The sequence below is a fragment of the Paenarthrobacter sp. 10L412 genome, assembly GCF_056395565.1.
Genome location: NZ_JBFTJT010000007.1, coordinates 315,746 through 342,021, shown reverse-complemented (window position 1 = coordinate 342,021; position 26,276 = coordinate 315,746). Strand labels below are relative to the sequence as shown.

Below are 26,276 nucleotides of genomic sequence, written 5' to 3'. Positions count from 1 at the left end.
AAAGCCCCGGCACCCGCCGGGGCTTTCTTGTGTGCAGTGCTTCGGCGTTCGAAGCGGCCTCAGTCTTCCGAGCCGTGTCCGATCCGGGCATAGAGCGCGGGCTGCGAGCGCCGCAGGCGGAGCCCCCACACGATTCCCACCAGACCCGGCAGCAAAACCACCAGCGGCAGGACGAACGTTGCCGCCGTCGATTCCGTCTGACCGAGCAGGACGTTGAAGTTGGCAAGGATGAGCAGAAACACTATCGCCAGGAGAACAAAGCCAAGGCCAGGCGCAACAACCCGCACCCAGAGGCTGGCACCATGCCGCTTCCGGCGGAAGAAACCAATGACGGCGACGGACACGACGGTCATGAGCAGGACCAGGCCCATGGCGCCGCTGTTGGTTAGCCACGTAAACATGGTCAGCACTGGATACAGTTCACCTAGTTCAGATCCCGATCCCGCGATGGCGAAGGCAACAGTCACGACGACGGCAATCACCGTTTGCGCCAGCGACCCCCCGAAGGGTGCTCCGCTCCCTTCGCGGACAGCTGCGAAGAACGGCGGGATGACGCGCTCCCTGCCAAGTGAGAAGAAGTATCGTGCGACGGCGTTGTGGAAGCTGACCAGCGAAGCGAACAGGCTGGTCACGAACAGGATCTGCGCTATATCGCTCAAGAGCACGCCTCCGTTGGTACCCAGGAAGGCGAAGATCATGTCCGGGCCGCTGTTGGTGGCTGTTTCAATGACTGCGGATGGGCCTGCGCCTACGGTCATAGCCCAGGCTGAGGCGGCATAGAAGAGGGCGATGATGGCAACCGCTGCGAAGGTAGCACGGGCAACAGTGCGCTTGGGATCTTTTGACTCTTCGCCATAGATGGCTGCGGATTCAAAGCCCATGAAGGCGGCGATTCCGAAGGAAAGGACTGCGCCGATGCCCGGGACGAAAAGGCTTTCAGGGCTGAATGAGGCTGCAGAGACTCCTTCGGGGGCCACGGCAAGGCTGATGAGGTCATAGGCGATGACCACGAGGAATTCCAGGGCCACCAGGACACCCAGCACCTTTGCGGAGAGATCCACCCGGTTAACGCCCAACCAGCCGACAATTGCGATGCAGACCAGCACCGGGATCCACCAGGGAACGCTGATGCCCAGCCTTGCCGAGAGCAGTGAGGAAACGGTGAAGCCGAAGAGCCCATAGATGCCTACCTGCATGAGGTTGTAGGCCATCAACGCGACCAGCGAGGCTCCAACGCCGGCCGGCCTGGAAATGCCTTGGGCAATGTAGGCGTAGAAGGCGCCGGCGTTGGTGACGTAACGGCTCATGGCCGCATACCCGACTGCGAAGAGTGCCAGGATCCCGCCGAGAATCAAGAACGAAAGGGGGACACCCGTTACCCCGGTGACAGCGAAAGTGGTGGTCACGCCGCCCGCAAGGACGGTCAGCGGCGCGGAGGCCGCAATAATCATAAAGGTCACGGCCGGGACGCCCAGACGCCTCTTGGTGTCTGCGGGCCCAGCGATCTTGCCCTTGACGGGGTTATCCACGCTCATAGTGTGCTCCTGCCTCGGTGCCGGACGGAGATTGCGCGGCACGGTGTCGGTCATTCCGCAATCTTCCTCCGACAAGGCGCTGCGTGACTTGTCTCACACGGCAAGGTGCTTGTCGGTGCACGCAAGCACAGCCCGCGTAAAGTCCCCCGGTGTAGAATCGTGGGCAAGCTCACGTCCGCGCTGGTGGCATTCTGTACCGGTGCCATCAGGTACGGCGGGCATTGAAAGGGAATTTGATGACCGTCGCGGCTGAAACCGGCCCCGCAACCGTGCACACAGTGGTGGCGGATTCCTTCCAGGAATGGAGCCGGGCCATCTCAGCATCCTTCGTGCCGTTGCTGGCCAAAGCCCCTAAAGACGCCAAAGACGCCCGCTTCCACGGGACCATGCGGGCCCGGGTCCTGGGTCAAATCTCCGTGGTCGAAATAACGTCTGGTCCCCATACGGTGCTGCGAACGCCTGAGTTGATCGCCAAGTCCACCGGACGCTTCTTCAAGCTCAGCATCCAGCTCTCCGGCTCTGGCCGCCTGGTTCAGGACGAACGCGAAGCGGTGCTCGGCCCCGGGGACCTCGCCATCTACGACACCTCCCGCCCTTACGAACTAACGTTCGACGACGACTTCCGCACCTTGGTCTTGATGTTCCCGCACGTCCTCCTGGACTTGCCAGCCGAAGCGATGGGCCACGTAACGGCCCTCCGGATTCCGGGGGACGAAGGCCTCGGCGAGCTCATCAGCCCCTTCCTGGTAAGGCTGGCCGATAACCTCGAAGCCCTTTCAGGGGCAAATGGCCTCCGTCTGGTCCATAACGCATTGGACCTGGTCACCACCCTGTTCAACGGGGAACTGGACCAGCTCATCGAGACAGGCCGCGATCCCCATCTCCTCCTGCTGGGCCGTATCCATGACTACATCGAGGCGAATCTGGGTGACCCTGAGCTTTCCCCGGGAACCATAGCCGCCGCGCACTACATCTCCACCCGACACTTGCACGATCTTTTCCAGGAGATCGGCACCACCGTGGCAGCGTCCATCCGGCAGCGCAGGCTCGAACGCTGCAGGCGCGACCTCCTGGACCCGGTCCTGGCAGACCGGCCCGTCACGGCCATTGCGGCGCGGTGGGGATTCACTGACGCAGCCCACTTCAGCCGGATCTTCCGGGCTGCCTTCGGCAACTCCCCCACCGGCTACCGCAACAGCCACTGAGGTGACCGTTCGCCGGGAACCTGGGGTCCGACGTCGGGCAGCTGGAACGCCTGAGTACTGGGCTACGCCTGAGGCCGACGCTTCATGACCAGGTAAGTCAGCACTCCCAGCACCAACAGGCCAGCTGCGGCAGCCATGGATACGACGAAGGCTGCACCGGGCCCCTGCGTCTGCGCCAACTGCCCGGCAAGGTAGGAACCAAGTGCGGTGCCGGCTACGATCCCACTGGCCAGGGCTGTCATCACCGTAGCCATTCGGCCGGCAGGGGCCACCACGCCACCGATGCTGAACACCGTGACCATGACCGGACCCACCGGGATTCCCAGCAACAGCAGCACGAAGACCATGGGCCAGAGGCCCCCGGGAACCAGCAGCAGCACTGCGAACAATGACATCGCAAGGGCCGCAGCAACCCACCGGGCGGCAAGACTAAAGCGCTGCGGCCAGAACGCTACGGACAGCGCCGCGACGGCCGAGCTCAAACCCATCACGGAGTAGAGGAGGCCAGCAATTTCCGCTGTAGCGTACTGGGCAGAAAAGGCGCTCAGGGCATTCTGCGTAGCACCAAAAAAGGTGCCCATGCACACCATTGCCACAACCGGCACAGCCACGACGGCCCCGGCCCAGCGGTTCCCTCGCTTTGCTGTGGGTTCACTGGAACTACCCACGACGGCGGCAGCAGCCTTACGCGGTGCCGGCACCACGGCCTGCTGGCTGGGGTGGACGGCGAAAGCTGGTACAAGCGTGATGGTCATGACCGCTGCCAGGGCCAGGGGCAGCCAAGGTGCAATGAGGCTCGCCAGAATTCCAACCAAGGCCGGTCCGAGCACGAAGGTAACCTCATCAGCCGTGCCCTCATAGGAAAGTGCCGTGTCCAGATCGGCACGGCTGGCCGCGACGCTCCGGCCGCCGCTCGCGGGAATTCCCGCTTCCTTTCCAGCAACATCTTTTGTGGAAACACTGGCCTGGCGGGCTGACGACAGGTTCCGGGTGGTCAACGCCATCCAGCGAACACGGGCCATGGGGCCAACCTGCGGGCAACTCGCCCCGGCGAGGAAACCTGCCACGAGCACGCCCGTAGCGTCGAGCACGGAGACATAACTTGGGGTCACGTAGGCAGCAGCAAGAAGGCCGAGGACGGCCAAGGTGTTAACAACTGCTGCGACAAGCAAAACGATGCGTTGGCCGGCGCGGTCGGCCAGCGAGCCGAGGACAGGGGCGCCGACGGCTGAACCTATGCCCACTGCCCCCGCAGCCATGCCACCGATTGCGTAGGAATGACTCACTGCTGTAACCAAGGTCAGTGTTCCCACCGTGAGCATTGCCAACGGGAGTCTTGCGAAGAGGCCGAGGGGCAGGAACCCTGGCCCGGCGAGTTCGGGCAGCCGCGCAAACCTCCCGGGCAGACGGGATCGATGCGTGGACGAGGTGGCGGTTGGCTGCGAAGGCAATGGCTTTGAAGCCAAAGAAGATTTTTCCATTATTCCGGGTTCGCTAAAGTCTGCGCATCGTCCCTCCTCCCGATGCGCGCAACCCGGTGTAACGGATCAAGTCTATCGGATCCGGCCTCAGGCCGGCACGGCTTCGGCAACAACCACTGTGGAACCATGGCGGCCCTTAACCACGTGCAGCTGGCTGCTGATACGTTGCTTCATTTCTGCGACGTGGCTGACCAGCCCGACAACCCTGCCGCCGTCGCGCAAACCCTCCAAGGCATCCATAACCTGTTCCAAGGCTTGCTCGTCCAAGCTTCCGAACCCTTCATCGACAAAGAGCGTTTCAATGTCCACTCCGCCAGCCTCCTGCTGTACAACATCCGCAAGGCCCAAGGCCAATGACAAGGAGGCCATGAAGGATTCTCCGCCGGAGAGCGTGGATGTGTCACGTCGCTGGCCCGTCCATTCATCCACCACTTCCAGTCCGAGACCGGATTTCTGGTTTCGTGCAGCCCGGGCGTCAGTGTGCTGCAAGGTGTAGCGGCCATCGCTCATGGCAACGAGCCTTTCCGAAGCTGCGATGGCCACTTGTTCCAGCCGGGCAGCCAGCACATAGCTGTTCAAGCTCATGCGGTAGTTGTTATCTCCTGCGCCGCGAAGGGTGTCCGCCAGCCCACCCAGCAAGTTGGCGTGCTCGCGCGGTTCCCTTCCTGCCTCGGCAAGGTTTTGATACTCCGCGCGGATCCTCTGCACGGACCGCACAGCTTTGCTTGCGAGCCCCGCGGAAAGCGCCAGTGCCTTTGCAGCTTCCATGGCGTGGGCAGCCTCAGTCTTGGCGACCCTGAGTTCGTCCTCCGGCAGGGGAAGTTCGCCGATGCTGGCTTCCTTCGCTGCCATGACGAGTTCCTCGCCGGCAAACAGTTCATCCAGACGGGCAGCTTCGGCCTCGAAATCCGCGAGGGCTTTCTCCAATGCCACAACATCCGAGGGTGACATGAGCTCGCGACGCACATCCTCGACCGATGAAAATCCGGACCCGGGCAATGCCCTTTCCAGCGCAGCGAGCGCCTCAAGGCGCGCAGCCCCGGCACGTTCGAGCTCGTTCGCGGCATCCACCGCAGCCTGAAGCAATAAACGCTGGGAGGTGAGAGCTTCTGACCGCTCACGAAGGCTGGCGAAGCCCTGCCTCAGGCCGGCCAGCTCCTCTTCAAGCGCAAGGTACTGCTCCTGAAGTAACTCGACAGCAGAGCTTGCTTGCAAGGCGGCATTCGTTGACCCGGCATGTTCCTGCTGCAGGAGGGTAATGCGTTTAATGAGATCCTCATGCTCTTTGCGGAGCTTCTCCAACGCCCCAGAGGACTTTCGGGCTTCGATTGCCGCAGCTTCGGACGCGACCAAGCGGGCGGCCGATTCCTCTGGATCTGCGGAACCACCCTGGGCAGCCAGGCCCGCCAGTAACTGTGCGGCTCTTGATACCTCTTCCGCGCTGCGTCCCAGAGCCTTTTCGCTCGCTTCAAATAGTTTGCTGGCCTCTTCCTCTTCCTGGGCGATGGATAGTGCGGAAAGAGCTGCGGCGGCGGGATTCGGGTGCTCGTTGCTGCCACAAACGGCGCAAGGCTGCCCAGGCACAAGGGCTGCCGCGAGCTCACCGGCTGCATTGGCCAAGCGTGCCTCCCTCATGTCAAGCCATGCTTGCCTGAGGTCCTGCGTTTTGTTGCGGGCACGGGCGTGGCGCTCGGTGACGTCCTTCAACTCGGCGGCGGCAGCTTCATGACGGGACACAACCGACACTAGTTCGGCGGCAGCGGCGGCCTCCCGTTCGAGGTCTTCGACGCGGGCAGCCGAGGGTTCCAGTGCCGCCATCCCGGCCTTCACCGCTGATTCCTCGGCTCGAAGGTGTTGCAGGGATTCTGCTGCTGCTTGCTCGGCCGCCAAGTGGCTGGAGTGTTCTTTTCTTTTGGCTGCGAGTCGGGTGGCCACGTCCTCCATGCGCCGCTCATCTGGAAGCCGGGCCTCGAGGACGGCAAGGGTGGTCTTGACTGTCTCAAGCGCAGCAACAGGATGTGCCGCATCCAAGCCCTTGGATTCAAGCTGCTCCCGGGACCTGTCCCTGTCCACCAAGGCAGACCGGAACTTACGCTCCGTGGCGTCCAAGGCGTCCAGTTGTCCCCCAAGGACTGCCGCACGGCGATGTCCTCCCAGCTTTTCCTTGTTTTCCAGTGCCCGCGCAGCAGCTAGTTCATGCAGAACCCGCCGCTGCATCCCAGCAGCAAGCCTGGTATGCCGTTGGGCCTTCTCCTGGTCCTCCTGAAGTTGTTCCGCAAGCCGTATGGCCTGGGCATCAGCTGCGGTGGCCTCGTCCTGACGTCGCCCACCTTCTTCCAGCAACTCCATCTCCAGGGCCGCGAGCCATGCCTCTGGCGCCTCGGCAGCTGTCTCCGCATTTGAGAGCTCATCGGGAAGGCCAAGCTGCTCCCGTTCCGCGGCTGCCCTGCCAAGCAGCATCTTCAGTTCGGCCGCATTGTCCTGCACGGCGCGCGCAGCTTCGGCCGCCTGCCGCGCAATTTGCTTCTCCACCGACTCGAATCGCTGCGTCCCAAAGAGTTTTTGGAGGAGCTCGAGCCGATCATTGGCTTTGGAGCGAAGGAACGCCGCAAAGTCGCCTTGGGGAAGCATCACAACGCGCGTGAACTGTTCCCGGTCCATACCCAAAAGCTCGGACAGCTCGGCGCCGACTTCGTCATTACGCGAAGATTTTTCCTCCCAGACTCCGGAAACCCACTCGCGGAGCAGTGTCTTGGCTTGTTGGGTGGTGAAGCCGTTCCGGCCGCGCGCGCTGGGGCGTTCCCATGCCGGGGAACGGCTGACTTCGAAACGCCTGCCGCGGGCCGAGAATTCGCACACCACACGGGGTTCGGCACCCGGCGCTGCATGATCGCTGCGAAGGCGCTTACCTTCCTGGCGTGCACCCGGAACGGAGCCGTAGAGGGCGAAACAGATGGCGTCGAGGATGCTGGTTTTGCCGGCCCCGGTGGCGCCGTTGAGCAGAAACAACCCCTGTGCACTGAGTTGATCAAAATCAATGTGCTGCGCAGTGGCAAAAGGCCCGAAAGCCTCAATTTCCAGTCGATGGATTCTCACAGTTCAGCCTCCTCCAGGCGCACGGCCTCGAGGGCGGCGCGCAGGGCAGCTTCTTCCGCAGATCCGGGACTGCGCTCCCGAACGTGTTCCAGGAACCCGCAGCAGACCTCGAGGTCGTCCTGGGCGGCTGCGAGCCTGCCGCTGTAACTGACTTTGTCTTTGGTTCCAGCACCCTCGGGGTCGAAGGACAGGACCAAGGTGTCAGGAAAGCGGGTTCGGACTTGCTCCATAGCCTGGGCGGGCCGCTCGGCATCCGTGAGGGTGATTTGGCAATAGGCAGCTTCAGCCCAGGCGTGCTCGCCCGATTCAAGAAGATCGTTCAGCTTGCCTCTCAACACGGCCAGGCTCTTGGCAGCTTCCCAAAGAACTTCCTGGACACCGATGCTTCCATCGGCATCGATATCAACCAACCAGGCGCCCTTGGAATGTTTGGCTTCGGAGAACGAATAAGCCAGTGGGGAGCCGGAGTAGCGGACATTCGTGACAAGTTCCTGCCGGCCGTGCAAGTGACCAAGTGCCGTGTATGCAAAATCCTCGAAGAGATCCAGGGGCACTGCGCCCAACCCTCCGATGCTCAAGTCCCGTTCACTGTCAGAAGTGATGCCTCCACTGGCAAAGGTGTGTGCAAGGACCACAGGATGCACTGCGCCTGATGTACGGCGGTCCTGAAGGTCGCGCCGAATCCGCTCGGTTGCTTCACGGGTGACCTCGAAATGACTTGCGGTCTCCACCTCCAGCCGCTCCGCGACAAGCCGAGGTTCCAAATAGGGAATCCCGTAGATCGCAAGTGTGGCGCTGCTCTCCCCATCTTTTCCGAAGGGAACAAGCACGGGAACGTCCAGGTCCTCGACCCTCGTCCTGAGGTGAACGCCGCCGCGTTCGAGCAAGCGGGACGCGAATCCGAGCCGAATGGCGGAATCGTGGTTGCCGCTGGTGAGCACTACGGTGGCCCCGGCTTGGGTAATACGCACCAAGGCGTCGTCGAGAAGTTTGACGACATCGAGTCCAGGCAGGGCGCGATCATAGACATCGCCCGCAATGAGGACAACGTCTACAGACTTCGCTTCGACGAAGGACACGAGCTGGTCCACAAAACCGCGCTGCGCTTCAAGCATGCCAACGCCGTGGAATGACCGGCCGAGATGCCAATCCGAGGTATGGAGTAACCGCATATTTTCAAGCTAACTGTGGGCACCGACAAAAAAGCGCAGACAGGCCGTCCGGCGTCGATCCTCTCCTGCTGCTAGCCCTTCTTTCCGTCGAAGAAGTCGCGTGCGTCATCTGCAGCAGCTTCTTTCCGGACAGTCCCGGTCTCCACTGCCTCTGCCTCTGCCTCCGCTTGGACATCCTCCGTGTCATCCACATCCAGGTGCTGGTCCCCGCGGCTTGATACCGACGCCAACGTCTCGTCATCTCCAAGGCTGGTGGCCGCGGAGGCGTAGCCAAAGCCGCGGAAGGCCAGTCCGGCCAGTGCGGCCCCCATTAGGGGAGCGACCCAAAAGAGCCACAATCCTTCCAAGGCCCAGGAAGGGCTGAAGAAAGCCAGCGCAGTTGCGCGCGCTGGATTAAACGGAAGGTTGCCAAGGACCTGGCCGAACTGCAGCAACACGGCGACGCAAAGGCCTACAGCAAAGGGAGCCACGGCAGGAAAGGCACGGCGTCCGGCGGTCGCTCCCAGGAACACCGCAACCAGCAAGGCGGAGCCAACAACTTCAACAATCAAGACCCCTGCCATCTGGGTTTGGGCAGCGGCATGCTCTCCATAACCGGCCGCCACGGAGCCGAAGGCCGCCCGCGCATCCGTCAGGACCGGAACTGTCAGAACTACAACGTAGGCGAGAGCAGCGCCGATGACGCTGCCGATGATTTGGGCCGCAAGGTAGGCCACAGCTGCCAGCGCGCGGATGCGGCCGGCAATCAGGTTGCCCAGAGTGATTATTGGATTGAAGTGACCGCCGGAAACATGGCCGAAGGCCAGCATGGCCACTGTCACCGTCAGGCCGGTCGCAAGGGCGGCGGGTAGGGGCGCTGATGAAGGGTTCGAGAAGATCGACACACCCACGGCCACGAGCACAACAAACATCGAACCGACGGCTTCAGCCGACAGCCGCGCGAACAGCCCCGGTTCGTGGTCGGTCGTGGCTTGCACAGGAGAGGTCATGTCGAATGGTTCCTAACGATTGGTTTGGGGACGGCCCTTGAGCATCCTGCCAGTTGAGTCTGAAGAGTTGCTGAGTCCCTGCTGACTCCCGATCCGAGCTTAGCCGCCCAAGGCGATGGCCGCGATCGCAGTTCCGCCCAGCCCTATCACGGCAAGGGTGCTGACAAAGATAAGTCGTGCCGAAGCTGCTTCGTTTCCAGCATGAAGCTCCCGTGAGCGGACCCACACCACACAAGCCAGGACAATGGTGGCGGCAGCAGCCATGAGGGCGCAGATACCTTGGTAATCCAGCCCGGGAAGGCCCGGAATCAGACGGCCCGTAGAGGGCTCGGAGGTAAGCCAACTGCGCCAGATGAACAGATCCACCACCACAAGCGAAATGAGTGTGCGCCGCCAGGCCAATGTCGTCCGTTCCGGCTGAAGGCCGGGATCACGGAGGTCCGTGCTCAACGCGCAAGCCTCGTCATCGCGCAAACCTGGTCATCGCGCCACCAAAATCAACACGGCGAAAGCGAATGCCGCCACGGCCACCACAATCGTCATGAGCAGCATGACCCAGGAGAACGGCAAGGCTTCGTCGTTGCGCATTGCAGCTTCCATCTGCCCCCACCTGCGGTATGACAGTGCAGCCAGACCGGCCCCGATGAGGGACAGAAGGACACAGAGGACGATCCTTACAGGCTGGGGGGCAATGTTTGGAGCCAACTGATCAATGGCAATCGCCCCGGCCAGCAAAGCCAGTGACGTACGGATCCAGGCAAGGAAGGTGCGTTCGTTCGCCAGGGAGAACCTGTAGTCAGGTGTCTTGCCTGTCCGTCGCCAAGCCGGTTCACGCACGTCGTCTCTCCAAGTTTTCCTAGTGCTGGGCAGCCTCCCCACCATATCAGCGGCCGTTCACATCAGTTGCGTACGCCATCCGTTGAGTACCCACATCAGATGCGAACCCCATCAGTTGCGTAGCAGGGCGCGGTAAGTTGATGGCATGAGTTTTGAAGCCTCCTCCCCCGCCGCCCCGTCGTTTGAATCCCGCGTCCACGGGACACTGCTCGGAGGTGCATTGGGTGATTCCCTTGGCTACGCAGTGGAGTTTGACCGCCTTGAGGCCATTCGTGCCCGTTACGGTTCCGCCGGGCTCACGTCCTTTGACCAGCTCGACGCCGTCGGCCAGTTTTCGGACGACACACAAATGACGCTGTACACCGTGGATGGCCTGGTCGACGCCCTCGAATGGGCCAATGATGGGGTGGCAGCAGATGAGATCGCCTGCCTGTGGCTGGCCTACCTTCGCTGGCTGGCAACCCAGGACGTTGCTGTTTCCCCTTCTGCCCCCGTTCCACAACCGCGGTGGATAGACGGCCAGGAAGTACTCCGGCGTCGTCGGGCCCCGGGAAACACGTGCCTCAGCGGATTGGCTTCAGGAGAAATGGGCACTGTGGCCAGGCCAGTCAATCCCGGTTCCAAGGGGTGCGGCACTGTCATGCGTTCAGCACCTTTTGGACTCGTGCCCCATATCTCCCGCGAAGCCGTGTACAAACTCAGTTCAGATGCTGCATCGTTGACGCACGGACACCCGTCAGCGCGGTTAAGCGCGGCTGCCTTCAGCTTGTTGATCCAGAATATTGTGGCTGGCAGTGACGTCCGCACCGCAGCTTCCGCCGCCTTGGACTACGTGAGTCGCGTGCCAACCAAAGCTCCCGAACTCCCTGAGCGTCTGGAAGCGGCCCTGAGGTTGTCGTCGGAGCCTGCTCCCCTCGGTCCTGAAAAGCTGGTAACCACACTGGGTGAGGGCTGGGTGGCCGAGGAGGCACTCGCCGTCGGGCTTTATGCCGTCCTGTCCACGCAAGGCAGTGAGCCGGCGGAGCACTTCCGCAAGGCCATCGCGGTGGCCATCAACCACAATGGGGACAGCGATTCCACTGGTTCCATCGCGGGAAACATCTTGGGTGCCTATTACGGCGAAGCATGCCTTCCCGGCCAATGGCTCGAGTCGTTGGAAGGCACGGAGGTCATTCGTGGCATGGCGGACCGGTTACTCGCTGTCACTACAGGCTGATCGGCCCGCACGTTCAGATGCGTCGCAGTGCGATGTTCTCGCAGGCTTCGCAAACCTCCGCGGGAATCAATCCGCGACGCTGGAGGAAGCCAAAGACCGCACAACCCAGGCAAAAGCCGAGGAACGCCTCAAGCGACGCCGCAACGATCAACAGCGCGAGGAGGATCCACGCAGCAGGCTGGAACCCTGTGAAAAAAAGCACGACGGCGGCACTGCTCAAAGCGGCCCCCATACCTTGCGCGAAGCGCTTCGGAGGACCAGCCACCAACTTGGCGTGCCCGATGCGCGGGGCCAAAACCTTGACCGAGAGCAAGGCGAGCGGCGAAATGCGGGGGCCGAAAAGGACACGGAGCCAGAAACCGATTGCCACAGCAACCAGGCCCAAGGACGAGCCTGTCAGCAGTGTTGCAACAGCCAGCAGTACAACAAGTCCGGCCGTAATCCGGGCGGCGTATTCATTGACAGGATTGGGAAAGGCGAAGACGACGCGCCAAGCAACGCCGGCTTTCCCTGGGCCAACGGCTTGGCGTACCGATGACTGGGACAGGTTGTCCTTGGTCATGCACCAAGGCTAGGAGCACGGCTCCCCGGACTGGAAGCATTGTTTCGCACTATGACCCACGCCGAGCCAGACCGCCTGCCAGGCTGGAGTTAGTTCCCGCCCACCATTTGCAGGAATTCCCCTTCCGAGACAACCTCGATCTGCTGTCCTTTCGCATGGAGTTCCAAAACCCGCTTCGCCTTTCCTGTAAGCCGGCCAGCTCGCAGGTCTCCAGCCACGAACCCGTCGCCCACCACAAGGACAGTGGTGCGTGCGGTCACCCTGCTTTCCGGCCGGGCACCCATCTCTGCCGCACGTGACTTAGCCTCCGGACGGGTCATGATGAGGTCGCCCGTGAAGACCACCGTCTGGCCGAACAGTGGATGCCCCGGTTCGGCTGTGGGATTCGGCAACGGATTGGGGCCTTCCTCGGGCCACGCCGAGAATGGACGACCCGAACCGTTCAAGGCGCCGTCCAGGGTTTGCTCCGCGGGGCTGCCTGCCCTGTTGCCCGCGGACCCCGTGCCTGCGAGAGCATTGCCTGCGAGAGCGGCAAGGGTGGGCTTGGAGAGGCCATTCATGGGATCGAAGGCAGGTTGCCTGGGCAACATAAGGCCCAGCGAAAGATAGAGTTCGGCGATGCTGTTGGCGTTATTGCGACGGGCGATGTCCACCAGGATTCCTGCACAGGCGCGTGCGTCCTCGGCGGCATCGTGGTGGTTGACCAGGGGTACTCCGGCTTCCTCCGCCGCATACGGCAGGGAGTTGGACACCAATGAGTAGCAGCGGCGGGACAGCATCACGGTGCAAACGTACTCGTAGGCCGGGCCTGCAAGCCCGGAGACCTCCAGGCCGGATCGGATAACGCCCAGATCGAAGGCTGCGTTGTGGGCCGCAAGTACGTCGTTGCCGATGAAGGCGCCAATTTCGGGGAAGAGGTCCCCGAACCTGGGACGGCCGGCAACGTCTTCGGCACGGATGCCGTGGATGCGGGTGTTGTGAAACTCGAAGTGGTCGTGGTTCTCCGGCGGCCGCATGAGCCAGGAGGCTTCTTCCACCACCACACCGCCGCGGACTTTGCTGAGGCCAACCGAACACGGCGACCCCCTGAAGCCGTTGGCTGTTTCAAAGTCGATCGCCGTAAAGTCCAATGCCACTGGACAAGGTTACAGGCGGAAAGGGTGCGCTCTTGCCGATTTCCGCGGCGGGGCGGCGTTTCCGGACCGCTTTGTGGCGAGTGTTACCTCGTGGTGTTTCGCACTCGCGCATCTGCTTGTGCGCGGGAATGCCGCTGTTACCAGCGGAGGCATGAGACTGCCCGACGACGGCGGTCCAGTAGGCTTGATAGGTGATCTTTACTGCGATGAGCGACTTAGCCGTATCCACTTTCGGGGGCGCGGGACCGGTGCGTCCACCCATGGCCTCGTTCCTGCCGGACTGGCTGAACCCCCAGGTCTTCCTGGCTGATCCAGCCTTGGCGCCGTGGGTAGTGCTGCTGGTTTGCGGCATTGTCTTTGCCGAAACCGGCCTGCTGGTGGGCTTCTTCCTGCCCGGCGATTCCATGCTGTTTACCGCTGGCCTTCTTGTAGCCACGGACACCATCAAGTTCAATATCTGGGCTTTGGCGGCCCTCATCATCGTTTCTGCGATCATTGGCAACCAGACCGGCTACCTCATTGGCTCAAAGGCCGGCCCTGCAATCTTCAACCGCCCGGACTCCAGGCTGTTCAAGAAAGAAAACGTCGAAAGCGCCCACGCATTCTTTGAGAAGCACGGCGGCAAGGCCCTGATCCTTGCCCGCTTTGTCCCCATCATCCGTACGTTCGTTCCGGTGATCGTCGGCGTGGCCCAGATGGACAAACGCAAATTCTTCCTCTTCAACGTCATCGGCGCCACACTTTGGGGCGGCGGCGTCACCTTGCTTGGATACCTTCTGGGTGACCGCGTTCCGTGGGTCAGCAGCAACCTGGACATCATCTTCATCGTCATTGTCCTGATCTCGGTCATTCCCATCATTATCGAGGTAGCCCGCGGCGTCGTTGCCAAGCGTAAGGCTGCCGCTGAAGGCAGCAACCCTGTGGAGGAATTCATCGAGGAGCACGAAGGCGGAAAGCACCGCGAGAAGTAGGCATCACCGCACTTGATGCCACACAGGAGAAGGCACCCCGCAAAACGCGGGGTGCCTTCTCCTTTGTACTTCTACCTCGAATGAACACCCGAGAGCGCAGCAACTATCGCGGGGAGCAAAGCCCGGAACGCCTGGCCTCGATGGCTGATGGCGTTCTTTTCCTCGGATGTCAGCTCCGCACAGCTCCTGTCCATTCCCACGGGCTGGAGCACGGGGTCATACCCGAACCCACCCTCACCCCGTGGCTCGCGCAGCAACGTACCTTCGAGCTGCCCGTACTCCACCGTTTCGTGAGTGATTCCGTCGGCTCCGGGCACTGCCAAGGCGGCCGCGCAGACAAAAGCTGCCCCGCGGAAGGCGTCCGGCACATCGGAGAGCTGGGCGAGCAGCAATCGCAGGTTCGCGTCGTCGTCCCCGTGCTTTCCCGACCACCGGGCGGAGAAGATGCCCGGCGCACCGCCCAGGACATCAACGGCAAGCCCCGAATCGTCCGCGATGGCTACCAAACCCGTTGCCTCAGCCACGGCACGCGCCTTCATGAGTGAGTTCTCAGCAAAGGTGACTCCGGTTTCCGCAACATCCGGCGCACCAACGGCAGCTGCATCCACCACCTGGGTATCGACGTCGAGCCCTGGAACCTGGCCGCGCAGTAGTTCCCGGAGTTCCTTCAGCTTTCCCTGGTTGTGCGTTGCGAGGACGAGCCGCGGAGCATTGGCTGGATCTGCACTGGCCGAATCCGCACCGTATGCGCCGGAGACCGCTGCGGCGTCGCCGCTCACGGAGCTTCCGCCAGCGTCTCGCGCTGGATGGCCGCAAGCTGGCCCGTGCCGATCAAGGCGAGGTCCAACAGGGCGTTGAGTTCATCGCGGTCGAACGGAGCGCCCTCGGCCGTGCCCTGGACCTCCACAAACTTGCCGGATCCGGTGACCACAACGTTCATGTCTGTTTCGGCGCGGACATCTTCTACGTACGGCAGGTCCAGCATCGGCACGCCATCGATGATGCCCACCGAGACGGCAGCAATCGTGTCCACCAACGGCTCGGCGTTGCGGGCGATGAGCTTGTTTTCGCGGGCAAACCGAATCGCTTCGGCAAGCGCCACATAGGCGCCGGTGATGGCAGCGGTGCGGGTACCGCCGTCGGCCTGCAGGACATCGCAGTCAAGGACGATCGTGTTCTCGCCCAGCGCTTTGGTATCGATGATGGAGCGCAGCGAACGGCCAATGAGGCGGGAGATCTCGTGCGTGCGTCCGCCGATCTTGCCCTTCACGGACTCGCGATCGGATCGGGTGTTCGTTGCGCGCGGCAGCATGGCGTATTCGGCGGTAACCCAGCCACGGCCCTCGCCCTTGAGCCAGCGTGGAACGCCTTCGGTCAGCGAAGCCGTGCACAGTACCCGCGTGTTTCCGAACTCGATGAGCGCCGAGCCCTCTGCCTGCTTGGACCAGCCGCGGGTAATGCTGATGGGACGCAGTTGATCGGGGGTCCGGCCGTCGGCGCGGATAACGGGTGTGGCTGTAGCTTCAGAAGTCATGCTTCAAGCTTAGCGACGATGGGACAACGCCCGACGCCGCCCAGTGGGTCAGGCGCGCACGGCACCATCTGGATGGGGTCTGGCTCGATGGGGCCTAGATCGTGTAATGGACCCCGGCAACGGCAACAGCGACGTCCCCGGCAAACACCGGTTTGGCCTCGGACATTACCTTGGTCTGCGAAGTCCACACCGGAATGTGAGTCAGAAGCAAGCGCTTGGCTCCGGCGTTCATGGCCGCTTCCCCAGCGCGTTTGCCCGTCAAGTGCACGTCCTTGATGCCATCATCGCGGCCTTCTTCGAACGCGGCCTCGCACAGGAACAAATCAGCGCCACTGGCTGCCTCCTCCAGCCCCTGGCACGAATCGGTGTCCCCCGAATATGTCAGTACCCGCGTTATGGGCGTCCCGTCCTTGCCTGGTTCCGTTGCAGTGACACGCAACGCGTATGCTTCTTCCACCGGATGGTTGACGCCGTAGGGAGTCACCGTGAAGGGGCCGACAGTAACGGGCTTCTGTTCGGCCCAATGAGTAAAGTCGAACTCCTCATGCATGCCCGGATCCAGGTCCAGCCCATAGGCTGTTGCCATCCTGTCCGCAGTTGCTGCCGGGCCCCACACGGGAATCCGGTCCCGCCCCCAGCCGCCGGGCTTCCAGCGGACCGCTACGTGGAGGCCACACAAGTCCATGCAATGGTCCGGGTGCAGGTGCGTGAGGAAAATGGCGTCAATGTCCTCAAGATCCGTGTAACGCTGGATGGCGCCCAAGGCTCCGCTCCCAAGGTCCATTACGATCTTCCATTCCCGCTCACCGTCGTGCGCAGTCACCAGATAGCACGACGCCGGCGAGCCGGGACCCGGAAAGGAACCAGTACAGCCCACGATGGTCAGTTTCACAGGCCACGTCCTGGGATGGCACTGGAATCAGGGCTGACTCCATTGTCCGGTTGGACGAAATTCTCCGGTTGTACAAAGTAGGAACGGCGCGACAATCCGGCCCCGCTCCGGGCTGCTTCCAGCATTTCCGGGGTGATGCGCGCCAGGCTTCCGGTGGGGTATTGCGCAGCCACGTGGTCGACGTGTTTCACGGACAAGACCTCGGGGCCCAGGAACCGGCGGGCCAATGTTTCAAATTGGACGGCGTCACCGGTTGCGATGAACTCATGGCTGGGGGCACTTGTGTCGGTTCGCTGGATACCGTGAGTGGCCAGCGCACGGTAGACGTCCTTGGCAGTTTCCTCCGCACTGGACACCAGGGTCACGTCCTCGCCCATGACGAAAGAGATCACCCCTGTCAAGAGGGGGTAGTGCGTGCACCCGAGCACCACGGTGTCCACACCAGCGTGTTTCAGTGGCTCCAGATACTCATTGGCCGCTGCCAGGAGGTCAGCCCCTGTGGTGATGCCGGCTTCAACGAAGCTCACGAAGGCCGGGCAAGCCACGGAGGTAATGGCAAGATCCGGGGCTGCCGCGAACGTGTCCTCATAGGCGCGCGAGCCCACGGTGGCGGAGGTCCCAATAACACCGATCCTGCCGGAACGGGTGGCCGCGACCGCTCTACGCACAGCGGGTTGGATGACCTCAATAACGGGTATCCCATATCGCGCTGTATAGCGTTCACGCGCATCCCGGAGAACTGCGGCCGAAGCGGAGTTGCAGGCAATGGTCAGCAGCTTCACACCCGAATCCACCAGCTCGTCCATCACACCCAGGGCGTTGGCCCGTACTTCGGCGATGGGCAGCGGCCCATAGGGTCCATTTGCCGTATCCCCCACGTACAGGATCGATTCGTTGGGGAGTTGATCGATGATGGAGCGGGCTACCGTCAACCCACCAACGCCGGAATCGAAGACACCAATCGGGCGGGATCCCATGAGCTCATTGGAGACCCCCAGGTCACCGGGCGGGGCAGCAATCGGGGCCCCTGCGGCGCCTGTTGAACCGTCACCCGTTGAACTGCCGCCCGTTGAACTGTCAGATGCTGAAGTCATGATTATTCGAGAATAAGGCTTCCCCTGTGTTGCGGCCATTACCTGTGGCCTCCGCCTCGTGTCTGATGTGTCACATAGGCAGGCGCGGCGATGGCCTTCCTGATCAGGATTTTGCCTGCCTGGCCGCCATCATCGATTGCACCAGTGACTCCTGGAGCCAGGTGGTGAAGTTGTAGACCAACGCCAGGTAACTCTCCACGTCCTCCGCCTGGCTCCAGTCCTGCATGCTGTGGATATGCTCGGCGTCCGCTTCGTCACGGATGTCCAGGCGTTCGGCCAAAACCAGGCGAACATCATTCAAGGCCATGGACCAGCGCGTTGCTTCCTCCGGGGTCAGTAGAAGATCGTCCTTGTCCAGGCCCATCGCTGTGGCCTTCAACGCGCCAATCTTGTTTTCCCGCACCGAGCGTTCGGTCAATTGCCGGAACTCAAGCGAGCCGCCGTCGTCGTCCTTCATGACGTTCGGCAAAAGCCGCAGCAAGGCGCGATCGCTCGGTTGCTTCACGTCCATGTCCAAGCCGATCAAGGCGGCCAGCGGGTCCTCGTTCTCCCTGGCATCGGACTCCAGCATCGAGATGACGTCGTCCAGCAGTCCCCGTAAAAGATCCCGCTCGGCAGGCTCGAGGTAGCCCGTGATTCCCTTGAGTCCGTATTTGAATGCCTTAGCCACGCTGGCGGCCGCCCTTCCCGGGTGCTTCGTTTCCGCTTGCCGCTTTCTCCACGGTGGCCCACAGGCCAAAGCCGTGCATGGCTACTGCGTGCTGCTCAACCTGTTCCTTGCTGCCGTGCGCCACGATGGAGCGGCCCTTCCTGTGGACCTCCATCATGAGCTTGTGTGCTTTGGACTCGGAGTAGCCGAAGTAACTCTGGAACACATAGCTGACGTAACTCATGAGGTTGACGGGATCATTCCAGATCACCAAATTCCAAGGGATGTCCGGGGCAGTCAGGACATCGGTGGACGTCTGCTCTACAGCTTCCGTCCGCTCATCAATGTCCGTGCCAAATGCAACGCTAGGGGTCATCTGTCCATTCTATGGCGGCTCGCACTAGAGTGAATTCGTGAGTAGAGCCACGTCTTGGGACCATCCCGCCACATCCTTGTACACCGACCACTACGAGTTGACGATGCTCCAGGCCGCCCTGCACTCCGGGGCTGCCCATCGCCGCTCAGTGTTTGAAGCGTTCGCCCGGCGCCTGCCTGACGGCCGCCGCTACGGCGTAGTAGGCGGAACCGGCCGCCTCCTGGAAGGAATCGCCGACTTCAGCTTCGGCGAAGCCGAACTCGCGTTCCTTGAGCAGAACAAGGTGGTCAACCAGGAGACACTGGACTACCTGGCCAACTACAAATTCAATGGAGACATCTGGGGTTACGCGGAAGGCGACGCCTACTTCCCCAACTCCCCCATCCTCATCGTTGAGTCCACGTTCGCAGAAGCCTGCATCCTGGAGACCTACATCCTCTCCGTCCTGAATCACGACAGCGCCATCGCTTCCGCGGCCTCAAGGATGACGTCGGCGGCCGGTAACCGGCCATGCATCGAAATGGGTTCCCGGCGCACCCAGGAAGAATCCGCGACGGCGGCTGCCCGCGCCGCAGTGATCGCCGGCTTCGCCAGCACCTCCAACCTTGAGGCCGGACGACGCTACGGCATCAAGACCGTTGGTACTGCGGCACACTCTTTCACGCTCCTCCACGACACCGAACGCGAGGCCTTCGAAGCACAAATCGCCGCATTCGGCCCGGGAACCTCACTGCTGGTGGACACGTACGACGTCGAAACAGCGGTGCGGACCGCCGTCGAACTCGCAGGGGACAAACTGGGCGCCGTCCGCCTGGACTCGGGCGATCTGATTGCCCAGGCGCAGTGGGTCCGGCAACTGTTGGATGACCTTGGAAACGTGAACACCCGGATAGTAGTGACCTCCGACCTCGACGAATTCGCCATAGCCGCCCTCCAGTCCGCCCCGGTGGACTCCTACGGGGTTGGCACGTCGTTGGTAACGGGCTCCGGCGCTCCCACCGCCAGCATGGTGTACAAACTGGTGAGCAGGACAAACGACGCCGGCGAGTTCATCTCCGTTGCGAAGGCGGCCAAGAACAAGGCCAGCGTTGGTGGGCGCAAGTACGCCCTGCGCAAGCTCAACGAACAGGGAAGGGCCACGCAGGAGATCGTTGGAATAGGTCGCCGGCCGGAGGACGACGGAAACGACCGCTCGTTGTTGCACCAGTTCATCAAGAACGGTGAACTCCTGCCCGGCTGGACGGGCCCCGAAGGCGTGATCCGCGCCAAAGAACGGCACGCCGCCAGCATGGCCGAACTGCCTGCCGTAGTGAACCGCCTGCAGCGCGGCGAGGCCGCCATCCCCACCATCTACGAGGAGAACTGATGTCCAGGGCCCTGATCATCGTCGATGTCCAGAACGACTTCTGCGAAGGCGGTAGCCTCGCCGTCGAAGGAGGCGCTGCGGTTGCCGGCGCCCTCACCGAGTACGTGGATGCAAACCAACAGCATTTCGACCACATCGTGGCCACCCAGGATTGGCACATCGAACCGGGAAGCCACTTCTCCGATGAGCCGGACATGGTGGATTCCTGGCCGCCGCATTGCCGGGCCCGGACCAAAGGAGCTGAACTCCACGAAGACCTGGACCCGGAATACATCCAGGCTTACTTCCGTAAAGGACAGTACACAGCGGCCTACTCCGGCTTTGAGGGCGTCCTTGCCCCGGAAGACGACGTCCCTTCCGGGGATCTCAAAGCCGGCTCCGCTGTCTCCGAGGTCCTGGATGAAGATGCCATCGGCCTCGATGACTGGCTCCAAAGCCACGACGTCGAAGAGGTGGTGGTCGTGGGCATCGCCACGGACTACTGCGTCAAGGCAACGGCCCTTGACGCCGTGCAGGCCGGGTACACCACTACGGTCATTGCGGACCTGACTGCGGGAATCGCCGAGGACCTCACCGAAACCTTCGACGAAATGGAAGCCGCCGGCGTCGAGGTTGAACGCAGCTAAGTCCGGTTACTTTCGGCCGATGAACCAATCCTGCAACTTACGCAACCGCGCCTGAAGTTGTTCCTCGTTCGCCTGGGCTACAGCAGGTCCACCGCATAGTTCGCGCAGTTTGGTGTGAACCACTCCATGCGGTGTGCCTGTCCGGGCTGACCACGCTGCCACGTTCTTGGCCAGTTCGTTGCGCAAGTCCATGAGCATGCGGTGATCAGGCACGGTCGGTGAAGCTGCGGCAGCCAAAGGCGACTGGCGTTTCTTGCGCGATTGCTGCTCGTGCTGCCGCTGACGCAGCAACGTACCTACTTGCTCGGCGTCGAGAAGCCCGGGAATGCCGAGGAAGTCCAACTCGTCATCAGAGCCGATGTCCGCTCCCGTACCGAATTCACCGCCGTCGAAAAGGACGCGGTCAAAGGAAGCCTGCGAGTCGAGAGCTTCGAACTTGCCCTTGGTGAGCTCCTCCGATGCCTTGTCCTCGCGGTTCGCCTCGGCCATGAGGTTCTCTTCAGGGCTGAAAAGTCCGTCCTCATCCTTTTCCGGGCGGTCAAGAGCGTGGTCGCGCTCGGCCTCCATGGTGTTGGCCAGCACCATCAGGGGTGGAACTGAGGGCAGGAAGACCGACGCCGTCTCGCCCCTTTTGCGGGCACGCACAAAACGGCCTACGGCCTGGGCAAAAAACAGCGGCGTGGAGGTGGACGTAGCGTAGACGCCCACCGAGAGGCGAGGAACGTCCACGCCTTCGGACACCATTCGGACGGCGACCATCCACCGCTTGTCTCCTGCGGAGAAGTCCTCGATCTTGCTGGAAGCCTTCGAGTCGTCAGAAAGAATGACTGTGGGCGATTGCCCGGTGATCTTCTTTAGCTGCCCTGCGTACGCGCGGGCGTCGTCGTGGTCCGTGGCGATAACCAGCCCACCGGCGTCCGGGACCGTCCGGCGAACCTCGCTAAGGCGTTTATCCGCGGCGGCAAGGACAGCCGGGATCCATTCGCCGGTCGGGTTCAACGCCGTACGCCACGCCTGTGACGTGATGTCCTTGGTGACAGCCGCTTCCCCGAGGGAGGCGGCCATTTCGTCACCTGCACTGGTCCTCCAGCGCATCTGGCCTGAGTAAGCCATGAAAAGCACAGGACGCACCACGTGGTCCCGGAGCGCATTGCCGTAGCCATACGTGTAATCGGCTTTGGAGCGTCGAATACCGTCGCGGTCCTCGGCGTATTCCACGAAGGGGATGGGTGAGGTATCTGAACGGAACGGCGTTCCGGTCAGGGAAAGGCGCCTTGCCGCTGGATCAAAGGCCTCGCGCAAGCCATCTCCCCAGGACAGCGCCTCTCCACCGTGGTGGATTTCGTCCAGGATTACCAGCGTCCGGGCGGCTTCTGTTTTGGCACGGTGCAGCATCGGCTTGCTCGCCACCTGGGCATATGTCACAGCGACACCAACGAATCCACGGCCATGCTGGCCATCGGAATTCTTGAAGTTGGGGTCAATCGCAATGCCCACCCGGGCAGCGGCGTCAGCCCACTGCCGCTTCAGGTGGTCCGTGGGCGCCACGATAGTGATCCTGTTAACAACGCCGCTGTCCAGCAGCGTGGTGGCAATCCGCAAGGCAAAGGTAGTCTTACCGGCGCCAGGCGTAGCCACGGCCAGGAAATCCTTTGGATGCCTGGCCATATAGAGGTCCAGGGCTTCCTGCTGCCAGGCGCGCAGCTTGGGGGCGGTGCCCCACGCGGCGCGTTCAGGGTACGCGGGAGGCAGGGATGGACCACCAAATAATGTTTCTGTCATGCGGACTCCCCCGGCCTGATGGCAGCGAAAATTAGCCCCGGTTCTCTGGGCACGCGGCAGTGGACCGCATTGCGGTCACGATCGGAAGGGACCTGTGTTCTCTTCCCAGCCACTACTTGGAGTTGCCCGGGCCGCTGTCTCCACCGTCTTTGCCGGGACGGAGACCCTCATAGATCTCCTTGCACTCCGGGCAGACCGGGAACTTCTGGGGATCGCGCCCCGGCGTCCAGACTTTGCCGCAGAGGGCAATGACGGGCTCGCCGGTCATGGCCGACTCCATGATCTTTTCCTTGCGAACATAGTGCGAGAACCGCTCGCGGTCGCCGGGCTCCACTTCCTGGCGAGTTTCCTCGCGCTCAATGGTGGATGTGGACGTTCCGGCTCCGGAAAGCTCGCGCATGGGGTCGTTTTCGAATGGATCCGGAGGAAGCGTAGTCATGGCATCCATCTTACCGTCTACAGACCCTGCCACTCCGGCTTGTTGTCATAGGTGTGGCGGTAGTAATCGGCCAATTTCAGCGACGACGCAGCGGCTTCGTCCACCAATATTGTGGCGTGAGGATGCATCTGGAGGACGGATGCAGCGCAAATGGCGGCTACCGGTCCTTCGACGAAGTCCCGCACTGCCTGGGCTTTTTGTGCACCCGTAGCCACCAGGATGACGTGGCGGGCATCCATGATGGTGCCCAAACCCTGGGTGACTACATGGTGCGGGACGTCGTCGATGCTGTTGAAAAAGCGGGCGTTGTCCTTGCGCGTCTGCTCGATCAGCGTTTTGATCCGGGTGCGGGACGCCAGCGATGAACCGGGTTCATTGAATCCAATGTGGCCGTCCGTGCCCACGCCCAGAATCTGGAGGTCCACGCCGCCGGCATCCTTGATTGCATCCTCGTAGGCCTGGCAGGCTGCTTCCAGATCCTCGGCGGCACCGTCCGGGCCATGCACATTCTCAGGCTTGATATTCACCCGGTTGGTAAACTCGCGCCGGATCACCTCGCGGTAGGACTCCGGATGCCCGGCCTCAAGTCCGACATATTCGTCCAAGGCAAATCCATGTGCCTCGCTGAAGTCCACGCTCCCGGCTTCGTAGCGCCGGGCCAATTCGTCGTAGATCGGCAGCGGAGACGAGCCCGTGGCCAAACCCAACACGGCGTTCGGCTTGCGGCGCACAAGGGCTTCGATGGCATCTGCCGCCAGCGCGCCAATCTGTTTGGTGCCAGGGAGAATGACAACTTCCATCGTCACTGCCTTTCTTGTGTAGGAATTGCGCGGTACTGAGTCGAGGTTATCCCATGTCCCATGAGCTTGCCATGGTTGTTACGGGGCTAGCGGTTCACACTGAGCTGGGCGAACATCTCCGGGCCCCGCGCATCCAACCATTTACCGCCCAGCCGCACTCCGACAATGAACAGAGCGATGCCCACAAGTGGACCCACCACAAGGTTAATCCAGCCGGGGACAACGCTGCCGGTAAACAGTTGGGCTCCCATCAGCGCAAGCTGCGGGAGGAGCAAAAGAACAAGGACACCCATCCCTATCATCTGCACGGCAAGTGTCTGGGCAACGTTGCCCGGCGGCTTCTTGAACGGGCTGTCACCGGGCAAGGGCACGGCGATGTTGTATCGCGCGGAGATCACGGAGGACAACCCCAGGCCAGTGAACAACGTACCCAGCGACAGGCCGATCAGGTTCGGAGCCCACGCCCAGGCACCAGTAAAGAAGAACGGACCTATGGAAAAGAGAAGCACAAGAGGCAGGGAAATGCTCAGGCACGCGATGGCGCGGCCCAGCCGGTCATCCACACCCCTGACACCTGATGCCAGGTGGAGGGCAAAAGCGGTGTTGTCATAGGAAACATCAGCGCAGATGGACCACGCCATGACAAACGCCGTCAGCGGCCCAAGAAGCATGAGCATGCCGTAATCGCCGCTTTGGCTCCCGCTGAAGAAGAAGATCACAGGAAACAGTGGAACCACCACCAGCGAGCCCGCGTAACGAGGGTCTTTCATCCAATAAATCAAGGCGCGGGCAGCCACCGCGCCAGCCGGGGTTCCTGGCAAGACATCGAACAGCCCACGCTTTCCGCCCTTCTTGGCCGAACCTCCGGCGTACGGCGGCGTCACCAAAGCATGTTGCAGCAACACCTGCCAGCAAAGCAGCAATCCGGAAACAGTTGCCACAGCAATGAGGAGTTTCAGTCCGGCGGAAGCAACGTCTCCAGCCTCAAGGTCGCCACCCAGGGACCAGGCCGCGCCAAGAGGGGTCCAAGAGACTGTACGGGCAAGCGCAGGGAGATAATCCGCCGTGCCACGAACTCCGTCGACGATACCCACGATGATGGGACCCATCAGCATGAGCGGGATGAAAAAGACGAGGCTGCTGACGTCCTTGAAACGGCGGGACGAGGCCAGACCGGCAGTCGCCGTCGTCACTACTTTGGACAACACGATGCAGGTCAAGGCCCCCAGAATCGCGCCCAGCAACGCACCGGCCACCGCTGGAAAACTTCGCCACCACGTGCCAACAGTGGCAAGCGCAGTAAGGGCTGTGGCGAGGCCCGGGATCCCGATGAAACCCGCCAAGGCAAGGCCGGTGAGAAGCTGGCGGGGTGGGATCGCAGACGTGGTGAACCGGGCGGGATCCAGCGTCATGTCGGCTGCGGATGCAAGAAGGGGAACCACTGCCCAGCCAAGCAGTGCCGCAGCACCGCCCAACACCACCACGGTATGGGCGATTTCAGCGTCCGCCCAACGCAGGACAATCAAGGCTCCAATCAACAGGACCACGATTCCCAGCGCGTACAACAGCCCGATAGCCATGCCGATGAGCTGCGCCGGGCTGCGCTTGAAGCCGTTGAGGAGCAACCGCCATTTAAGGCTTAGAAGGTGCGCAACCACTCCAGCCCCTCCGTCCGGTGCCCGCCGCCTACCAATTGCACAAAACGTTCCTCCAGCGTGGAACCGTTCCGGACTTCATCCACGGACCCCGCCGCGAGGACGCGTCCTGCCGCCACAACTGCCACATGGCTGCACATGCGCTGCACGAGGTCCATGACGTGGCTGGAGACGATGACCGTACCCCCGGAAGATACATAGCTCTCAAGGATGCCCCTGATGTTGGCCGCCGATACCGGATCCACCGACTCAAACGGCTCGTCCAAGACCAGCAGCCGGGGAGCGTGGATCAACGCCGACGCCAACGCAATCTTCTTGGTCATACCCGCCGAATAATCAACCACCAAGGATCCGGCGTCGGCTTCAAGGTCCAAGGCGGCCAACAGTTCGGATACGCGGGGGCGAACCACGTCCCGGTCCATGCCACGGAGCAGGCCCGCGTAGGTGACCAGTTGTTCCCCGGTCAGCCGATCAAACAAACGGACGCCGTCCGGCAACACACCCATAAGCTTCTTGGCCTCCAGCGGCCGTGCCCAAACATCCACCCCGTGGACCAACGCCGTTCCAAAGTCCGGCCGCAGCAGCCCAGTGGCCATCGACAACGTGGTGGTCTTGCCCGCACCGTTCGGGCCCACCATTCCATAGAAAGAACCCACAGGAACCTCGAGGCTCACGCCATCGACGGCAATTTTTCCACCGAACCGCTTGGCCAGGCCGCGGATGGACAGAGCCGATGCTGGCAGGTCCGTGTGCGGGTCTGCTGACAGCCCGGGTTCAACCGCAGATTGCTGCGGTGCTGGCTGGCGAGTGTGGGATGGCTGGGAGAGTGGTTCATGGCGCGGTTCCGTCATGGCTCCAGCCTA

At 62.1% G+C, this 26,276-nt stretch carries 25 protein-coding genes; 5 read left to right on the top strand and 20 right to left on the bottom strand.

Features of this window, described 5'->3' with window-relative positions; translation table 11 throughout:
• Positions 1-59 precede the first annotated feature (59 nt).
• Positions 60-1,535 (bottom strand): APC family permease, encoded by a 1,476-nt coding sequence (locus AC1DD7_RS11850; protein ID WP_477515109.1) that lies wholly within the window; start codon positions 1,533-1,535, stop codon positions 60-62.
• A gap of 236 nt (positions 1,536-1,771) precedes the next feature.
• Between AC1DD7_RS11850 and AC1DD7_RS11845 the strand changes: the two genes are divergently transcribed.
• Positions 1,772-2,740, top strand: a complete 969-nt coding sequence (locus AC1DD7_RS11845) for an AraC-like ligand-binding domain-containing protein (protein WP_477515108.1) — start codon at positions 1,772-1,774, stop codon at positions 2,738-2,740.
• Positions 2,741-2,802: 62 nt separating this feature from the next.
• On the opposite strand, the gene AC1DD7_RS11840 is transcribed toward AC1DD7_RS11845, so the two are convergent.
• The 6 genes from AC1DD7_RS11840 to AC1DD7_RS11815 form a co-directional block, all read right to left on the bottom strand.
• Entirely contained in the window at positions 2,803-4,221 is a 1,419-nt protein-coding gene (locus AC1DD7_RS11840; RefSeq protein WP_477515107.1) for an MFS transporter, read from the bottom strand.
• A gap of 87 nt (positions 4,222-4,308) precedes the next feature.
• On the bottom strand, positions 4,309-7,317 hold the full coding sequence (locus tag AC1DD7_RS11835) for an AAA family ATPase (protein ID WP_477515106.1): 3,009 nt from the start codon (positions 7,315-7,317) through the stop codon (positions 4,309-4,311).
• Entirely contained in the window at positions 7,314-8,489 is a 1,176-nt protein-coding gene (locus AC1DD7_RS11830; RefSeq protein ID WP_477515105.1) for an exonuclease SbcCD subunit D, read from the bottom strand. The genes AC1DD7_RS11835 and AC1DD7_RS11830 overlap by 4 nt, the downstream gene beginning before the upstream one ends.
• Before the next feature lie 71 nt (positions 8,490-8,560).
• Positions 8,561-9,478: an MIP/aquaporin family protein gene (locus AC1DD7_RS11825; RefSeq protein ID WP_477515104.1), complete on the bottom strand. Its 918-nt coding sequence runs from the start codon at positions 9,476-9,478 to the stop codon at positions 8,561-8,563.
• A gap of 99 nt (positions 9,479-9,577) precedes the next feature.
• The gene (locus AC1DD7_RS11820) at positions 9,578-9,928 is read right to left on the bottom strand and encodes a DUF202 domain-containing protein (RefSeq protein WP_477515103.1); all 351 of its coding nucleotides are present in this window, start codon (positions 9,926-9,928) and stop codon (positions 9,578-9,580) included.
• Between the two features lie 30 nt (positions 9,929-9,958).
• On the bottom strand, positions 9,959-10,315 hold the full coding sequence (locus tag AC1DD7_RS11815; protein WP_309929050.1) for a YidH family protein: 357 nt from the start codon (positions 10,313-10,315) through the stop codon (positions 9,959-9,961).
• 145 nt (positions 10,316-10,460) lie between these two features.
• Here AC1DD7_RS11815 and AC1DD7_RS11810 point away from each other — a divergent pair, with 145 nt between their 5' ends.
• Positions 10,461-11,531: an ADP-ribosylglycohydrolase family protein gene (locus AC1DD7_RS11810; protein ID WP_477515102.1), complete on the top strand. Its 1,071-nt coding sequence runs from the start codon at positions 10,461-10,463 to the stop codon at positions 11,529-11,531.
• Between the two features lie 13 nt (positions 11,532-11,544).
• Here AC1DD7_RS11810 and AC1DD7_RS11805 read toward each other — a convergent pair whose 3' ends face one another.
• Both AC1DD7_RS11805 and AC1DD7_RS11800 read right to left on the bottom strand, forming a co-directional pair.
• Entirely contained in the window at positions 11,545-12,093 is a 549-nt protein-coding gene (locus AC1DD7_RS11805) for a DUF4395 domain-containing protein (RefSeq protein ID WP_477515101.1), read from the bottom strand.
• An 89-nt stretch (positions 12,094-12,182) separates the two neighbouring features.
• Positions 12,183-13,229, bottom strand: a complete 1,047-nt coding sequence (locus tag AC1DD7_RS11800; RefSeq protein ID WP_477515100.1) for a 3'-5' exonuclease — start codon at positions 13,227-13,229, stop codon at positions 12,183-12,185.
• A gap of 206 nt (positions 13,230-13,435) precedes the next feature.
• Here AC1DD7_RS11800 and AC1DD7_RS11795 point away from each other — a divergent pair, with 206 nt between their 5' ends.
• A complete protein-coding gene (locus AC1DD7_RS11795; protein WP_477515099.1) occupies positions 13,436-14,200 on the top strand; it encodes a DedA family protein in 765 nt (254 codons plus the stop codon).
• Positions 14,201-14,271: 71 nt separating this feature from the next.
• On the opposite strand, the gene rdgB is transcribed toward AC1DD7_RS11795, so the two are convergent.
• The 6 genes from rdgB to clpS all read right to left on the bottom strand — a co-directional run bounded on the left by rdgB (position 14,272) and on the right by clpS (position 18,745).
• A complete protein-coding gene (gene rdgB / locus AC1DD7_RS11790; protein WP_477515098.1) occupies positions 14,272-14,979 on the bottom strand; it encodes an RdgB/HAM1 family non-canonical purine NTP pyrophosphatase in 708 nt (235 codons plus the stop codon).
• Positions 14,976-15,734, bottom strand: coding sequence for a ribonuclease PH (gene rph / locus AC1DD7_RS11785; RefSeq protein ID WP_254186194.1), 759 nt, complete (start codon positions 15,732-15,734; stop codon positions 14,976-14,978). Before rph ends, rdgB begins: the two co-directional genes overlap by 4 nt.
• Before the next feature lie 94 nt (positions 15,735-15,828).
• The gene (locus AC1DD7_RS11780) at positions 15,829-16,626 is read right to left on the bottom strand and encodes an MBL fold metallo-hydrolase (protein ID WP_431115612.1); all 798 of its coding nucleotides are present in this window, start codon (positions 16,624-16,626) and stop codon (positions 15,829-15,831) included.
• Positions 16,623-17,759: a glutamate racemase gene (gene murI, locus AC1DD7_RS11775; RefSeq protein WP_477515097.1), complete on the bottom strand. Its 1,137-nt coding sequence runs from the start codon at positions 17,757-17,759 to the stop codon at positions 16,623-16,625. The genes AC1DD7_RS11780 and murI overlap by 4 nt, the downstream gene beginning before the upstream one ends.
• A 64-nt stretch (positions 17,760-17,823) precedes the next feature.
• Complete coding sequence (locus AC1DD7_RS11770) at positions 17,824-18,390, bottom strand: DUF2017 domain-containing protein (RefSeq protein WP_477515096.1); 567 nt, start codon at positions 18,388-18,390, stop codon at positions 17,824-17,826.
• The gene (gene clpS / locus AC1DD7_RS11765; RefSeq protein WP_216923934.1) at positions 18,383-18,745 is read right to left on the bottom strand and encodes an ATP-dependent Clp protease adapter ClpS; all 363 of its coding nucleotides are present in this window, start codon (positions 18,743-18,745) and stop codon (positions 18,383-18,385) included. Before clpS ends, AC1DD7_RS11770 begins: the two co-directional genes overlap by 8 nt.
• 37 nt (positions 18,746-18,782) lie before the next feature.
• Here clpS and AC1DD7_RS11760 point away from each other — a divergent pair, with 37 nt between their 5' ends.
• Both AC1DD7_RS11760 and AC1DD7_RS11755 read left to right on the top strand, forming a co-directional pair.
• A complete protein-coding gene (locus AC1DD7_RS11760) occupies positions 18,783-20,111 on the top strand; it encodes a nicotinate phosphoribosyltransferase (RefSeq protein ID WP_477515095.1) in 1,329 nt (442 codons plus the stop codon).
• Positions 20,111-20,737, top strand: a complete 627-nt coding sequence (locus tag AC1DD7_RS11755; protein ID WP_477515094.1) for an isochorismatase family protein — start codon at positions 20,111-20,113, stop codon at positions 20,735-20,737. Before AC1DD7_RS11760 ends, AC1DD7_RS11755 begins: the two co-directional genes overlap by 1 nt.
• A gap of 6 nt (positions 20,738-20,743) precedes the next feature.
• Here the strand turns inward: AC1DD7_RS11755 and AC1DD7_RS11750 are convergent, their stop codons facing one another.
• The 5 genes from AC1DD7_RS11750 to AC1DD7_RS11730 form a co-directional block, all read right to left on the bottom strand.
• The gene (locus AC1DD7_RS11750; protein WP_477515093.1) at positions 20,744-22,519 is read right to left on the bottom strand and encodes a DEAD/DEAH box helicase; all 1,776 of its coding nucleotides are present in this window, start codon (positions 22,517-22,519) and stop codon (positions 20,744-20,746) included.
• A 112-nt stretch (positions 22,520-22,631) separates the two neighbouring features.
• Entirely contained in the window at positions 22,632-22,967 is a 336-nt protein-coding gene (locus AC1DD7_RS11745; protein ID WP_431120260.1) for a DUF3039 domain-containing protein, read from the bottom strand.
• An 8-nt stretch (positions 22,968-22,975) separates the two neighbouring features.
• Complete coding sequence (nagB, locus tag AC1DD7_RS11740; protein ID WP_216923939.1) at positions 22,976-23,758, bottom strand: glucosamine-6-phosphate deaminase; 783 nt, start codon at positions 23,756-23,758, stop codon at positions 22,976-22,978.
• Between the two features lie 86 nt (positions 23,759-23,844).
• Entirely contained in the window at positions 23,845-25,416 is a 1,572-nt protein-coding gene (locus AC1DD7_RS11735; RefSeq protein ID WP_477515092.1) for a transporter, read from the bottom strand.
• Positions 25,398-26,264, bottom strand: coding sequence for an ABC transporter ATP-binding protein (locus AC1DD7_RS11730; RefSeq protein ID WP_477515091.1), 867 nt, complete (start codon positions 26,262-26,264; stop codon positions 25,398-25,400). The genes AC1DD7_RS11735 and AC1DD7_RS11730 overlap by 19 nt, the downstream gene beginning before the upstream one ends.
• Between the last annotated feature and the right edge of the window lie 12 nt (positions 26,265-26,276).

Coding starts and splice junctions, on each gene's coding strand:
- AC1DD7_RS11850 (WP_477515109.1), bottom strand. CDS start 1,535: ATGAGCGTGGATAACCCCGTCAAGGGCAAGATCGCTGGGCCCGCAGAC.
- AC1DD7_RS11845 (WP_477515108.1), top strand. CDS start 1,772: ATGACCGTCGCGGCTGAAACCGGCCCCGCAACCGTGCACACAGTGGTG.
- AC1DD7_RS11840 (WP_477515107.1), bottom strand. CDS start 4,221: ATGGAAAAATCTTCTTTGGCTTCAAAGCCATTGCCTTCGCAGCCAACC.
- AC1DD7_RS11830 (WP_477515105.1), bottom strand. CDS start 8,489: ATGCGGTTACTCCATACCTCGGATTGGCATCTCGGCCGGTCATTCCAC.
- AC1DD7_RS11825 (WP_477515104.1), bottom strand. CDS start 9,478: ATGACCTCTCCTGTGCAAGCCACGACCGACCACGAACCGGGGCTGTTC.
- AC1DD7_RS11810 (WP_477515102.1), top strand. CDS start 10,461: ATGAGTTTTGAAGCCTCCTCCCCCGCCGCCCCGTCGTTTGAATCCCGC.
- AC1DD7_RS11805 (WP_477515101.1), bottom strand. CDS start 12,093: ATGACCAAGGACAACCTGTCCCAGTCATCGGTACGCCAAGCCGTTGGC.
- AC1DD7_RS11795 (WP_477515099.1), top strand. CDS start 13,436: ATGAGCGACTTAGCCGTATCCACTTTCGGGGGCGCGGGACCGGTGCGT.
- rph (WP_254186194.1), bottom strand. CDS start 15,734: ATGACTTCTGAAGCTACAGCCACACCCGTTATCCGCGCCGACGGCCGG.
- murI (WP_477515097.1), bottom strand. CDS start 17,759: ATGGCCGCAACACAGGGGAAGCCTTATTCTCGAATAATCATGACTTCA.
- clpS (WP_216923934.1), bottom strand. CDS start 18,745: ATGACCCCTAGCGTTGCATTTGGCACGGACATTGATGAGCGGACGGAA.
- AC1DD7_RS11755 (WP_477515094.1), top strand. CDS start 20,111: ATGTCCAGGGCCCTGATCATCGTCGATGTCCAGAACGACTTCTGCGAA.
- AC1DD7_RS11750 (WP_477515093.1), bottom strand. CDS start 22,519: ATGACAGAAACATTATTTGGTGGTCCATCCCTGCCTCCCGCGTACCCT.
- AC1DD7_RS11745 (WP_431120260.1), bottom strand. CDS start 22,967: ATGGATGCCATGACTACGCTTCCTCCGGATCCATTCGAAAACGACCCC.
- nagB (WP_216923939.1), bottom strand. CDS start 23,758: ATGGAAGTTGTCATTCTCCCTGGCACCAAACAGATTGGCGCGCTGGCG.
- AC1DD7_RS11730 (WP_477515091.1), bottom strand. CDS start 26,264: ATGACGGAACCGCGCCATGAACCACTCTCCCAGCCATCCCACACTCGC.